The following is a 12,535-nucleotide window of genomic DNA, read 5'->3' as shown; positions in this document are numbered from 1 at the left end:
CTCAGGCGTCCTCGGTCAGCGCGGCGGCGGCCGCGAGGTCGGCTTCGGCACCCAGCGTCAGGACATAGACGCCGCTCGCGTCCAGATCCGCCGACCAGCCCGGTTCCAGAACGATGGTTGTCGTTACTTCCTGGATGACGGCGGGGCCCTCGATGCGGTCCCCCGCGCCCAGCGCCGCGCCATCGTAAACCGGCGTGTCCAGCGCCGCGCCCGAGGCGTCGAAGATCATCGGGCGATGACCCTTGAGCGCGCGCTCTGCCCCCTGCCCCGCCGGCAGATGCAGGCGCCCGGGCCGGTCCACGCGGCCGGTGATGGCGCTTTCGACATTGACCACCTCGACCGCCGAGTTCGGCTCGCAATAGGTGTAGAGGTCCTCGTGCCGGGCATGGAACGCGGCCTTGAGCTGGTCCAGCGAGGCCTCGGTGATGGCGAAGGGATCGACATCGACGGTGCATTCATGCACCTGCCCGACATAGCGCATGTCCAGACTGCGGCGGATGGCGATCCGGTCCTCGGCGAACCCGTCGCCCTTGAGATCCTCGCGACCGCGCGCCTCAAGGCGGTTGAACACCGCGTCCAGCCGCGCCGCCGTATCCGCGCCCTCGAGTCGCGCGGCGACCGGGGCCATGTGGTTGTATTTCACGTCCGAAATGATCTGCCCAAAGGCGCACAACCCCGAGGCCAGCTTGGAAATCAGCACCTTCCGGATGCCCATTTCCCGCGCCAGCGCCGTGATATGCGCCGCCGTCGCGCCGCCCGCGCAGTTCAGCACGAAGTCCCGCGGGTCATAGCCACGCTCGACCGAGACGCGGCGAATGGCGTTGACCATGTTGTTGTTGACGATGGTGAACATGCCATAGGCGGCCTGTTCGACGCTGATGCCCAAGGGCTCGGCCAGATGCCGGCGGATCGCGGTGCGGGCCTTGTCCACGCTCAGCGGCAACCGCCCGCCGACCAGCCCGTCGGGGTTCAGAAAGCCCAGAACCAGGTTCGCGTCGGTCGTTGTCGGCCGGTCGCCCCCCTGGTCGTAACAGGCCGGCCCCGGTTCGGACCCGGCCGACTGGGGGCCCATCTGCAACAGCCCCATCTCGTCGATCCAGCCGATCGAACCGCCCCCCGCGCCCAGCGTTTCGACCTGGATCATCGGGATGCCGATGCGGTAGCGCAGGAAGTCGATGTTCTTGGACACGTTCGCGCGCCCGTCGCGGGTCAGCGTGATGTCAAAAGACGTGCCGCCCATGTCAACGGTGATGATGTCGCGCAGGCCCCAGGGCTCGCCCAGATACAGCGCGGCCTGCGGCGCCGAGGCAGGACCCGAGTTGATCGCATAGACCGACTGGTCGGTCACGACCGACCCCAGCGCCAGCCCGCCGTTCGACTGGAAGTAACGCACCGGCTGGCGCGCCCCCAGACCCCGGAAATAGCCGTCCACGGCCTCGACATAGCGTTGCAGGATCGGCGCCAGATAGGCGTTGACGATCGCGGTCGAGGTGCGGGTGTATTCGCGCACCTGAGGGTATAGCTGGCTGCCGACGGTCAGGCGGACACCGGGCATCATCGCGCGCACGATCTCTGCGGCGCGCAGCTCGTGGTCGGGGTGCAGCACCGACCAGACAAAGCTGATGGCGACCGAATCCACACCCTCGCGCAGGAAATGGCGGCAGGCCTCGCGCACGTCGTCCTCGTTCAGGGGCGTGTGCACCCCCCCGGTCGAGATCACCCGCTCCCGCACGCCGCGCCGCAGATAGCGCGGCACCAGCATGGTCGCGGGCGGATAGTCGGGGTCGTAGCGATACCCGTCTTCCTTGTGCCCCAGGCGGATCTCGATGGAATCCTCGTGCCCGGCGGTGGCGATCAGGCCGGTTTTCGCGCCATTGTGCGTAATCAGCGCGTTCAGGCCGACCGTGGTGCCGTTGATGCACAAATCCGCGTTCGAGACGATCTCGGCAGCGGTGATGCCGGTCTCGTCCTCGATCAGCGCCAGGCCGTTGCGGATCGCCTGCGTCGGGTCCTGGGGCGTCGAGAGGACCTTGAAGATCCTCAGCGTGCCGTCGCGATCGGCGAGGATGAAATCGGTGAAGGTTCCGCCCGCGTCGATGCCGAGACGATACTGGTTCTGCATGGGATGCGTCCTTTCGGGTTGACCGGGGCCATCCCCGGGGGCGCACCCCCGGGCCGGGCCGGTCCGTTTGACTGGATTGGATCAGGCGCGCAGGGCGGCCGTTGCCTGGAGATCGACGTGCAGGCTGTCGCGGTCCGTGATGACCACGCCGTAATCCAGCCGCGCCCCGTCGAGACTGACCAGGCCGTTGCGCACGTCCTCGACCACGCGCTGCACGTCGCGCTCGAACGGGTTGCCATAGCCGCCACCGCCCGGGTTCTTGTTGGCCGCGCGTTCGCCGGGCTGGATCGTCTCGATCACGTTGTCGGTGATGATCTGCGTCTGACCGCCCCGCGTCACCTCGAGCCGTCCGACCTTTGGCTGGACCAGCGCCGATTGCGCGCCCGCCGCCCCCATCGCCGGGATCCGCCGCCCCTCGCCAAAGGTGACCAGCGTCATTGGCTTGTCCAGCGGCTCGACCTCCCACACGGTGCCCGAGCCGCCCCGGTATCGCCCGGCGCCGCCCGAATCCTGCATCAGGCCGTATTTGTGGATGATGATCGGATAGGAATGTTCCAGCATCTCGATATCGCCCGAGGTGAGCGCGCCGAAACAGCATTCCGGCCCGCAGGCGTGCCATCCGTCCTGGCTGGCCGTCGCCCCGGCCCCCGAGATGATCGAGGCCAGCACCATCGTCACGTATTCCTCGTTGTGGCGGGTGTCCCAGCCGGCGATGTTGCAGCCGTTCGCGTGGCCCCAACTGGCCGAGACCTTGGCCGGCGCCGCCTGTTCAAAGGCCAGCCGCACGGCATCGGTCAGCGTTTCCATCGGCGTCGTGGTGCAGTTCATGTGCGGCGCAGGGGATTGCGCGTTGCACAGCGTCCCCTTGGGCCCCATGTCGGTGCTGACGCAGCGATAGAGCCCCTCGTTGTAGGGCGGCGGCAGTTGCGCGAACATCATCAGGCCCAGATAGACGCCCGAATGACTGTTCCCTTCATAGCTGTTGATGAAATAGGGCACCTGAGGGGGGCTCTGGATCGCGATGTGACAGCCGTCGCCGGCGATCGTGACGGTTGCGGTGATCTCGAAATCGCCGAACCCGTGCCCCGCATCTTCGAGGATCGCGGTGCCCTGATAGGTGCCGTCGGGCACCTCGGCGATGAGCTTGCGCATATGCGCCTCGGCCATGTCCAGCAGTTCCGCGATGCAGTCCTGCACCACGTCCTTGCCATACCTGTCCATCAGCCGCGTCAGGGCCCGCGCGCCCACCTGACAGGCGCCGATCAGGGCGTTGAAGTCGCCCTCCTGATCGCGGCGCGCGCGCATGTTGGACAGCAGCAGGTTCATCACGTCCTTGCGCGGCGTGCCCCGATCCCACAGCTTGACCGGCGGAATGCGCAGCCCTTCGGCGTAGATCTCGGTCGCATTGGGGTTGTAGCCGGCGGGCACCGGGCCGCCTATGTCGGTCAGGTGGCCCTTGCACACCGTCCAGAACACCAGCTCGCCCCGATAGAAGACCGGGTAATACATGCAGGTGTCGATGATATGCGAGCCGCCCCAGGCCGGATCATTGTGCAAGATCAGGTCGCCCTCGTGGATGTCGCCCTCGAAATACCCCGCGACGGCCTTCATCGCCGGGATCAGCGAACCCAGGTGAATCGGGATGTCCTGGCCTTGCAGGATCATCTCGGGCGTGTGGTTGAACAGCGCGGTCGAATAGTCGTGCGCCAGGTTGAACACCGACGACCGCGCGGTCTGCTCCAGCGTCAGCGTCATCTCGCGTTGCGTCGTTTCCAGAACTCCCCGGACCACGGACAGCGTGATCGGGTCCACCTTGCGGTTGGCCATGTCGGTCTCCTTCCCCCGGGGCCGGGCCGGCAATCGCGGCTGCCCCCTCATCCGATCCGCCCAGAGTGCCGCGCGCCGGGCGCCCGGTCTTGCAGATGCGCGCGCCTTCGCTTGACGATCCGCGCGGACCCGCCGGCGGCCTTGTCGATCCGTGCACAACCCTTTGTCACAGCGCGCACAGGCAACCGCGGTGGGGCAAATCTTCTTGACCGGCCGGGCGAATCGCCGCTAGCCAAAAAGGCAAGGGCGCTTTGGGGAGAGGGCGCATGGAGATCATTCGGCACAGCACCGATCTGACACCCCCCGGCCAGCGCGCCGGGGCCTGGAGCCGCGCCATCGCCGAGACCTATTTTCCGCTGCATCTGAGCTATCGCGACCCGGCGGGTTTTGCGGGCCAGCTTGAACGGCGCACGCTGGGGCCCGTCTCGCTGTCGCGCCTGGCCAGCGAGGCGGCGCAATACGAACGCCGCCCCGACCACATCACCCACACCCGCGAAGAGGAATACCTGATTACCGTCCCGCGTCTGGGCCCGGTCGAGTTCCGCCAACTCGGCCGCGACGTGCGCTGTGACCCGGGCGGCTTCCTGGTCGAACGCGGGGACGAACCCTACCGTTTCTCCTATGGCGCCGGAAACGACCTGGCCGTGCTGAAGGTGCCCAAGCGCGCGCTGGCCGAGAAACTGCGCGACCCCGACCGTTTCTGCGCCCGGATCATCGACGCGCGGGGCGGTCTGCCCGGCCTGTTCACCGCGATGATGGATCAACTGCTGCGACTGCCCGCGACCGAACGCCAGGCCGCCGGCGTGCTGGGCCGACAGATCGTCGAGGTCCTGGCGCTGGCGCTGGACGAACGGCTGGGCGACGACGACAGCGTCAAGACAGCGGTGCGCGCCGGCCATCTGCGCCGCGCCGAACAGGTGATCCGCCAGTCGCTGTCCAGCCCCGCCCTGACGCCCGACGCGGTGGCCGACGCCTGCGGCATCTCGAAACGCTACCTGCACGAGCTGTTCAGCGACACGAACAAGACCGTCTCGCAGTTCATCCGCGAGGAACGCCTGATCGCCGCCCGCGACGCCATCGCCACGGCGCCCGCGCTGCAGCTGGCGGAAATCGCCTATCGCTACGGATTCTCCGATCAGGCGCAGTTCTCGCGGCTGTTCAAATCGCTGTTCGGCCTGACCCCGTCGGACTGGCGCAGGCGCCGCTGACGGACCGCGCCCGAAGGGCAAGAAAAGCCCTTGTTCTCCGCCAGAGGGAAACTTATACGGATCGGCGGAGACGTGGCCGAGTGGTCGAAGGCACACCCCTGCTAAGGGTGCAGACGGGGAACCGTCTCGAGGGTTCGAATCCCTTCGTCTCCGCCATCGCACATTGATTTTGTTGGATAATTTTCCAGATTCTCGGCCTCGCCCCACATCTAGGCCCACATATGAAAAACGCTTGGTCTTTCGCTCCGCTATGGATGGGCCTGCGCCGGTTTAGTGCCTGCAATCAGGTTCGGCAGTTCGGCACTAATGTTCGGCATGAGGATCAGGGCGCACTCCACCGTCTGACCTGTTGCCGTTAACTGAAGCTGCCCAGCTGGCACCGCCTGATTCCATGCGAAGTTCTGGTTAAGGAAGTTCAGGACGTCGCGCTTATAGTCGGTATCGGGGTTTTGAAGGTGATCGCCCTTGGTTTCCAAGACAACGATTCGCCCGCTTCCGGCTTGGCCACCCGTTGCGAAGATGAAGTCAGGATAGATGCGCCCGCGCTTCCAGCCCTGAAGTCCATAGTTCGCCTTGGCAACGTTCCGGTGCCACCATGTGACGGTTGCATCCCCATCCAGATGCACCGCCACGTGTTGTTCTTCCGTGTTCAACTCGTTCCTGAAGACCGGCGCAAAAAGGCTGCGCTGCAGTGCGCCGCCGTCTGTCCCTGTAAGATGAGGCGAACCGGCAGGTTCGGTCGATAGCAGGTGATCGGGCATCTTCCAGTTCCCGCCATCAAGACGAAGACGGAATTGGACGCGCCCTTGGGTAACGTCTGCACGGAACAGCGCCTCTGCGCGGGCGTCTCGTTCCGCGACTAGATCAAGCCGTAGGCTGTCGATGATAACGCCGGATGCCTCGCCCAGCTTTTTCGCATCGAAGCCCCGCGCGTCCAAGCCTGCAACCAGTTCGGCAACGATGGACCGCGCCACGAAGGGGTTGGGAACAAGGTCGGATATCACTCGCACCACATAGGACGGGTCGAAGCGCACCGCTTCCAAGGATGCCGCCAACACCTCGCCCCGGAAATACTCGTCTTCGCTGGCATCGGTATCCCCGGACAGACTTATCCCACAGCTTCTGTGACAGGTATGCCGAGCGCGGTGTAGCCGTTCAGGACGGCGATGCGGACCTGGAGTTCGGCAACCTGGCGGTCAAAGTCCCTCGCGCTCAGGCGTTGGCCCAGCAGTTTCAAACAGTGCATCTTTGTCTCGACGCGGCTTCGGCGGTGGTATCCGCTCCATCGTCGGCAGAGCGCCCGGCCGAGGTATTTCGATGCCCGCAGCGCCTCGTTTCGTGCGACCGCGCCGGCGGTGACGGTCTTCCACGGCTTGGCATTCTTGCGCGGTGGGATGACTGCGTGGGCGCCACGATCGGCGATCGCGTCGTGACACTTTCGAGTATCGTAGGCGCCATCTGCGGTGACGCTGCCGATCTCTTCGTCCATTGGTATCTGACTGAGCAGATCGGGCAGCACCGGGGCATCGCCGATGTGGCTCCCCGTGATCTCAATGGCGCGGATCTCCAGCGTTTCCTCGTCGATCCCGAGGTGGATCTTGCGCCAGACGCGTCGTTTGGGGCCGCCGTGCTTGCGGGCGTTCCACTCACCTTCGCCTTCGACCTTGATGCCTGTGCTGTCGATCAGCAGATGCAGCGGCCCCTTGGAGCCGCGGTAGGGGATGTTGACGGCCAGGGACTTCTGGCGGCGGCTCAGTGTGCTGAAGTCGGGCACTGTCCAGTTCAACCCGACCAAGCGTAACAGGCTTTCGACGAAACCGGTCGTTTGCCGCAACGCCATGCCGAACAGAACCTTCATTGAAAGGCATGTCTGGATGGCGGCATCGCTGTAGCTCTGCTGGCGGCCACGCCGACCTGTCGGGGCGGCCTCCCAGCTCATCTCGGGATCGAACCAGATCGTTAGCGAGCCTCGGCGCTTGAGCGCTTCATTGTAGGCTGGCCAGTTCCTAGTCCTGTAGGTCGGGGGTGTTGGTCTGCTCATGCTTCCCAGCTACCATGCTGGATTCACAAGATGAATCCCTCACAGGATTTATGCAACAGAGCCCAACAGAGCCGGTCTGATGCGCGGCAATCGCGGCAAGACGAGCCTCAAGCTCAAGCGTCGTAACGAGGACCCCATGCCGGAATACGACCGGCTGCCAGCCGAACTGCGCGCCTGGCTCGCCGCGGCGGTGCTACCCTGGCGGCCGCGCTCAGTGCGGCGCGCGTTCGATAAGGCGCTGGCCGAAACGGGGGATCGTGACTTTGCGCTGACCCGACTGACCGCACTGCAAGGCCGCCTCGTTGCACGGGATGCGGCGGCGGTCTGGGGGCCGGACCATCCCGCGGTGAGAGGCGAGCAGATATCGAAATAGATGCCCTTTTTCTTTCACTCTGGGCGAAATGACACAATTGCGTGACGAAACGATCGCGGATAAACCTTCTCCCATGGGAAGGTTGCGCCTCTTGATGTGGAATCGGGCCGTGTCGGTGCTTTGCGCACTGGCGCTGATGCTCGTTGCCTTCGGCCATCGCCCCGTCGAGACCGACCCGCGCCTGTCCGACCCGCAGATCGCCGCCTATCTCGCCCTCGGCGGGTCGCTCGCCGACCTCTGCACATCGGGCGACGACAGTCAGGATCACGCGGCCCATGCCGACTGCCCGGCCTGCACCATCGCAAAGAGCCTTGCGCTTGCCCCGGCATGTCTTGCCCCGACGGGTCTGGTGGCCTGGTCCAGCCACCGCGCCGCCTGGCCCGAAATCCTCGTCCTGACCGGTCACGGTCCGCGTGCGCCGCCAGCCCGGGGTCCCCCGTCCATCCAGTTGATCTGACCTCGCTTCGGTTCCGCACCGTGCGGGCCATGTCCGTCCGCCTGTGCGCGGACATCTGATCAATCTGGATGACCCTTACATGAAACACGTCCTTATCGCGGCTACGGCCGCCCTCGTCGCCGGTCCGGCGCTCGCCGACATGGCTGTCGAAATCCCCTTCACTGCCGAGATCGCGGGCGCGCCCTTTGCCTGCACCGAGAGCTACACCGGCCTCGGCAGCGCCGCGACCGAGGTGCAGTTCCTCGATTTCCGCCTGTTCGTCTCCTCGGCCAACCTGATCGCCGCCGACGGCAGCCGCGTGCCGGTCGCGCTCGACCAGGATGGCGCCTGGCAGATCGACAACATCGCCCTTCTGGACTTCGAGGACGGCACCGGGTCTTGCGCCAATGGCACGCCGCAGGTGAACACCACGCTGCGCGGCACCGTGCCGGAGGGCGAGTATCGCGGCCTCGAGTTCGAGGTCGGCGTTCCCTTCGACTGGAACCATGGCGATCCCACCACCGCGCCCGCGCCGCTGAACCTGACGGCGATGTTCTGGAACTGGCGCGGCGGCTACAAGTTCGTGAAGATCGAGTTTTCGCCGACCACGCCGTCCGGAATGTCCATGGCCGCCGAGGGCCACAGCGAGACCGCGACCCATGGGCAAGGGCCGCGCGGCTGGATGCTTCACCTCGGATCGACGCAATGCGCCGCGCCCGAGGCGACGACGCCGCCGTCCGAGGCCTGCGCCAACCCTAACCGCATCGCCGTTGCGCTGCCTGACTTCGTTCCGGGTGAGAGCACCGTGGTGATCGACCCGGCCGCCGTCGTGGCGGGCGCGGACCTGACGCAGAACACGCCCGAGACCAGCCCCGGCTGCATGTCCTTCCCCAACGATCCGGACTGCAACACGGTGTTGCCGCGGCTGGGGTTGGCGTTCAACACGTTCCCGGCCGAGGAGCAACTGCTCGTCTCGATGCGCTGACGGGGCGGTCATGCGTCCCTTTGCAAGCCTCGCGCGTGTCGCGGGGAGGGGGGCCTTCGTGGCTCCCCTCCTGATCCTTGGTGCGTCAGCGGTCCTTGCCGCCGTCTTCCTGCCGCGCGACGAGGTGCCGGCGGAAACGGTCGCCGCGCGCCCGGCGATCCTCGATGCCTTCCGCTGGCCCATGCCAGCCTGGATGCCGCCGCCGCCGGTGCCGGACGACATCACCATGACGCCAGACCTGGTCGATCTGGGGCGGCACCTGTTCTACGATGCCCGGCTGTCGGTCGATGGCCAGACCGCCTGCGCCTCTTGCCACCAGCAGGAGCTGGCCTTCAGCGATGGCCGCCCGGTCGGCGTCGGCGCGCATGGAACGATCGGCCACCGCAATTCCCCGACGCTGGCCAATGTGGGCTACATGCCGACGCTGACCTGGGCGAACCCGCATTTCACCACGCTGGAGTTTCAGTCACTGGTGCCTATGTTCGGCACAGAGCCGGTCGAGATGGGGATGGCGGGGCAGGAGGAGGCGCTCTTCGCGCGCCTCGCCGCCGATCCCTGGTACGCCGAGGCCTTTCCGGCGGCCTTCCCCGAGCGGCCCGCGCCCGATCTCTACACGATCACCCGCGCGCTCGGGGCTTTCCAGCGCACGCTCATCTCGTTGAACAGCCCCTATGATCGCGCGACCTACTATGGCGAAGCCGACGCCATGTCCGACGCTGCCCGCCGCGGGCAGGCGCTGTTCTTCGATCATCGCCTCGAATGCTACCACTGCCACACCGGCGCGCTGTTCTCGGATAATCTGCAGACCGCGCGCACCCCGTTCCCCGAGAACGCCTTTCACAACACGGGGCTCTACAACATCGGCGGGACGGGCGCTTATCCGGCGGGGGGCCTCGGCCTTTACGAATTCACCGGCGTTACGTCCGACATGGGCCGCTTCCGCACGCCCAGCTTGCGCAACGTGGCCGTCACCGCGCCCTACATGCACGACGGGTCGATCGCGACGCTGGAAGAGGTGATACGCCACTACGCGGCTGGCGGGCGGACCATCGCTGGTGGCCCCCACGCCGGTGCGGGCCACGAAAACCCGTATCGCGACAGCCTGATCATCGGTTTCGAGATTTCTGACGCCGAGATCGCCGACCTCACCGCCTTTCTCGAAAGCCTGACAGATCAGGACTTCCTGACCGATCCGGCCTTTGCGGACCCCTGGCCGGACGGGCACCCGGCCAATGCGAACAGGGTGATGCCCCTCAACTGAAACCAGGAAACCAACAGGAAACGCGCGACCATGAAACATAGTCTTGCCCTTGCAACCCTTGCCCTGACCCTGGCCATGGGCTCCCAGGCCCTGGCCCATGCCACTTTCGCCGAAGGCGAAGTCGTGCAGGGCGAAACCGCCCGTCTGACCCTGCGGGTGCCGCATGGTTGCGGCGACGAGGCGACGCTGAGGGTCCGCATCCAGATCCCCGAGGGCCTGATCGCCGCACAGCCCATGGTCAAGGCGGGCTGGGAGTTGGAGACCGTGACCGGGCCCTACGAGAACAGCTACGAGCTTTATGGACGCACGCTCACCGAAGGCGTGCGCGAGATCATCTGGTCGGGCGAATTGCCGGATGCCTTTTACGACGAGTTCGTGTTCCGCGCCCGCGTGACCGACCGACTGCCCGCGGGCGAGATGGTCTACATCCCCGCGATTCAGGAATGCGCCACCGGGGCCGAGCGCTGGATCGAGATCCCGGCGGCCGGGCAGGACAGCCATGATCTGGAAGACCCCGCCCCAGGCGTAATGGTGGTCGCCCCCGGCGAACACGGCCACGGGCATTGAGTTGCGTGCGGGCCGGTTTGCGGAGGCGTCCCTTCCCGGCCTGCATGTGAGCGCGCATCCGACAGTTCCCGTTTGTGGTGCGCCGACTTCCCGCCGGGTCCGGTTTTTCGGACTCGGCGGGCTTTTTGAGGATGATAGACCATGCAGAGGCTTCTCGTCGCCCTCATTTTTACGCTTCTGCCATTTCAGGCTGGGGCGCATGCGCAACTGCGCGCTTCTGCCCCCCCTGACGGGGCGGTCGTCGCTGAGGCCCCAACGTCGGTCACGCTGGAGTTCAACGAAGCTATCGCACCACTGGTCCTGCGTCATATCGGGCCGGACGGTATTGCAACTGACCTCGAAGGCATTGCCGAGAACGCCACCATCACTGTAACACCGCCAGCGGATCTTGCAGATGGCACGCATCTGCTGTCCTGGCGCGTCGTCTCGGACGATGGCCACCCGGTCGGCGGGACGCTGACGTTCCATGTCGGTGCCCCTTCCGCCACGCCGCCGACGCCAGCGGAACTTGCCGCGGGGGCTGCGCGCTTTGGCGCCGCCCTGCGCGCCGTGCTGACCGTGTCGCTGGTGGTCGCAGTCGGGGCTGCCGTCTTCGCCGCCTTCGTGGCCCCTGCACAGGCAGGACCGGCACTCGCCCGCATCGCCGTGTCCGCGGCTGGCGCGACGATCCCGGTGGGCGGTCTCCTGACCGGGGTTCAGGGTCTCGACATGCTGTCGCTCGCCCCCGCCGCGCTCCTCACGATGCAGCCGTGGCAAGCGGGGCTTTCAGCACCGATTGCCTTGACTGTCGTCCTTGCTGCCGGGGCGGCGTTCCTGGCCGCGCTTGCGCTGCGCACCGCCGGCACCTCCGTGCGAAAGGGGCTGGCGCTCGGCGCATGGGGGCTCGCGTCGCTCTCTTTCGCGGCCTCCGGCCATGCCGCCGTGGCGCCGCCGCGCGCGGTGGCGCTCCCCGCCGTCACCCTCCATGCCGCCGCGCTGATCTTCTGGATGGGATCGCTCGTGCCGCTCCTCCTCGCCCTGCGTGGACCTGAGCCAGACACCATCCTACGGCGATTCTCGTCGATCGCCGTTCCGACAGTCGCGCTTCTGATCCTGAGCGGGATGACCCTGACATGGCTGCAATCGGGCAGCCCGGCTGCGCTGCTGGGCTCGTCCTATGGCATCGTGCTTGGGGCGAAGCTGGCCCTCGTCGCTGGGCTCCTCGCCCTTGCCGCGCGGAACCGGCTTGTGCTGACGCCCGCGCTGGCCGCAGGCCAGACGACTGCCGCGCCACGCCTCAGCCACGCCATCCGGGGCGAGATCGTGCTCGGCCTCGCCATCCTCGTCCTTGCCTCCGGCTTCCGCCTCACGCCGCCGCCCCGCGCGCTGATCGAACCGGCCGAGCCGCTCTACGCCCACATCCATACCGCTGCCGCAATGGCCGACATCCGCCTGACCCCGGGCCGCGCTGGCCCTGTCGAGGTCATGCTCGGCTTCCAGACCGGCGATTTCGCCGAACTGGTCCCGCAAGAGGTCGAGGTCGTCTTCGCCCAGCCCGAAGCCGGGATCGAGCCGATCCGCCTGACCGCCCTGCAAGGCGGCGACGGGCTCTGGCATGCCGGCCCCGTGACCCTGCCGCGCCCGGGCGACTGGGACGTGACCCTGCGCCTTCTGATCACCGATTTCGAGCGCGTGACGCTGACCGACACCCTGACCCTTACCGACTGACGGGAGAC

Annotated in this window: 11 protein-coding genes and 1 tRNA gene; 8 read left to right on the top strand and 4 right to left on the bottom strand. The window is 66.6% G+C overall.

All coding sequences use genetic code 11. The annotated features are described in order from the left end of the window. Position 1: 1 nt before the first annotated feature. Both H6900_08255 and H6900_08250 read right to left on the bottom strand, forming a co-directional pair. The gene (locus tag H6900_08255) at positions 2–2,122 is read right to left on the bottom strand and encodes a hydantoinase/oxoprolinase family protein (GenBank protein MCC0073269.1); all 2,121 of its coding nucleotides are present in this window, start codon (positions 2,120–2,122) and stop codon (positions 2–4) included. 81 nt (positions 2,123–2,203) lie between these two features. Beyond that, positions 2,204–3,949, bottom strand: coding sequence for a hydantoinase B/oxoprolinase family protein (locus tag H6900_08250; GenBank protein ID MCC0073268.1), 1,746 nt, complete (start codon positions 3,947–3,949; stop codon positions 2,204–2,206). 266 nt (positions 3,950–4,215) lie between these two features. On the opposite strand from H6900_08250, the gene H6900_08245 reads away from it, so the two are divergent. Both H6900_08245 and H6900_08240 read left to right on the top strand, forming a co-directional pair. Beyond that, entirely contained in the window at positions 4,216–5,157 is a 942-nt protein-coding gene (locus tag H6900_08245) for a helix-turn-helix domain-containing protein (GenBank protein ID MCC0073267.1), read from the top strand. 66 nt (positions 5,158–5,223) lie between these two features. Beyond that, positions 5,224–5,313: transfer RNA gene (locus H6900_08240), tRNA-Ser, on the top strand. Between the two features lie 92 nt (positions 5,314–5,405). On the opposite strand, the gene H6900_08235 is transcribed toward H6900_08240, so the two are convergent. Then, the gene (locus H6900_08235) at positions 5,406–6,191 is read right to left on the bottom strand and encodes a hypothetical protein (protein MCC0073266.1); all 786 of its coding nucleotides are present in this window, start codon (positions 6,189–6,191) and stop codon (positions 5,406–5,408) included. 74 nt (positions 6,192–6,265) lie between these two features. Then, on the bottom strand, positions 6,266–7,198 hold the full coding sequence (locus tag H6900_08230; protein ID MCC0073265.1) for an IS5 family transposase: 933 nt from the start codon (positions 7,196–7,198) through the stop codon (positions 6,266–6,268). Between the two features lie 79 nt (positions 7,199–7,277). On the opposite strand from H6900_08230, the gene H6900_08225 reads away from it, so the two are divergent. The 6 genes from H6900_08225 to H6900_08200 all read left to right on the top strand — a co-directional run bounded on the left by H6900_08225 (position 7,278) and on the right by H6900_08200 (position 12,527). Then, positions 7,278–7,571, top strand: a complete 294-nt coding sequence (locus tag H6900_08225; GenBank protein MCC0073264.1) for a hypothetical protein — start codon at positions 7,278–7,280, stop codon at positions 7,569–7,571. A gap of 73 nt (positions 7,572–7,644) precedes the next feature. Continuing rightward, positions 7,645–8,028 (top strand): hypothetical protein, encoded by a 384-nt coding sequence (locus H6900_08220; GenBank protein MCC0073263.1) that lies wholly within the window; start codon positions 7,645–7,647, stop codon positions 8,026–8,028. 79 nt (positions 8,029–8,107) lie between these two features. Further along, positions 8,108–8,992: a metallo-mystery pair system four-Cys motif protein gene (locus H6900_08215; GenBank protein ID MCC0073262.1), complete on the top strand. Its 885-nt coding sequence runs from the start codon at positions 8,108–8,110 to the stop codon at positions 8,990–8,992. A 10-nt stretch (positions 8,993–9,002) separates the two neighbouring features. Further along, positions 9,003–10,253 carry a di-heme enzyme gene (locus H6900_08210; protein ID MCC0073261.1) on the top strand — a complete coding sequence of 417 codons (1,251 nt, stop codon included), beginning with the start codon at positions 9,003–9,005 and terminating at the stop codon, positions 10,251–10,253. A 30-nt stretch (positions 10,254–10,283) separates the two neighbouring features. Then, on the top strand, positions 10,284–10,820 hold the full coding sequence (locus H6900_08205) for a DUF1775 domain-containing protein (protein ID MCC0073260.1): 537 nt from the start codon (positions 10,284–10,286) through the stop codon (positions 10,818–10,820). A gap of 141 nt (positions 10,821–10,961) precedes the next feature. Beyond that, positions 10,962–12,527 carry a copper resistance protein CopC gene (locus tag H6900_08200; GenBank protein MCC0073259.1) on the top strand — a complete coding sequence of 522 codons (1,566 nt, stop codon included), beginning with the start codon at positions 10,962–10,964 and terminating at the stop codon, positions 12,525–12,527. Positions 12,528–12,535: the final 8 nt, after the last annotated feature.

The organism is Rhodobacter sp. (assembly GCA_020637515.1).
Lineage (GTDB): Bacteria > Pseudomonadota > Alphaproteobacteria > Rhodobacterales > Rhodobacteraceae > Pararhodobacter.
Note: the sequence above shows the minus strand (reverse complement) of the source record. Positions and strands in the feature narration are given on the sequence as shown.

What these genes read in the sequence shown, in the direction of transcription:
- H6900_08255 (MCC0073269.1), bottom strand. Translation starts at nt 2,122, where the DNA reads ATGCAGAACCAGTATCGTCTCGGCATCGACGCGGGCGGAACCTTCACC.
- H6900_08250 (MCC0073268.1), bottom strand. Translation starts at nt 3,949, where the DNA reads ATGGCCAACCGCAAGGTGGACCCGATCACGCTGTCCGTGGTCCGGGGA.
- H6900_08245 (MCC0073267.1), top strand. Translation starts at nt 4,216, where the DNA reads ATGGAGATCATTCGGCACAGCACCGATCTGACACCCCCCGGCCAGCGC.
- H6900_08230 (MCC0073265.1), bottom strand. Translation starts at nt 7,198, where the DNA reads ATGAGCAGACCAACACCCCCGACCTACAGGACTAGGAACTGGCCAGCC.
- H6900_08225 (MCC0073264.1), top strand. Translation starts at nt 7,278, where the DNA reads ATGCGCGGCAATCGCGGCAAGACGAGCCTCAAGCTCAAGCGTCGTAAC.
- H6900_08220 (MCC0073263.1), top strand. Translation starts at nt 7,645, where the DNA reads ATGGGAAGGTTGCGCCTCTTGATGTGGAATCGGGCCGTGTCGGTGCTT.
- H6900_08215 (MCC0073262.1), top strand. Translation starts at nt 8,108, where the DNA reads ATGAAACACGTCCTTATCGCGGCTACGGCCGCCCTCGTCGCCGGTCCG.
- H6900_08210 (MCC0073261.1), top strand. Translation starts at nt 9,003, where the DNA reads ATGCGTCCCTTTGCAAGCCTCGCGCGTGTCGCGGGGAGGGGGGCCTTC.
- H6900_08205 (MCC0073260.1), top strand. Translation starts at nt 10,284, where the DNA reads ATGAAACATAGTCTTGCCCTTGCAACCCTTGCCCTGACCCTGGCCATG.
- H6900_08200 (MCC0073259.1), top strand. Translation starts at nt 10,962, where the DNA reads ATGCAGAGGCTTCTCGTCGCCCTCATTTTTACGCTTCTGCCATTTCAG.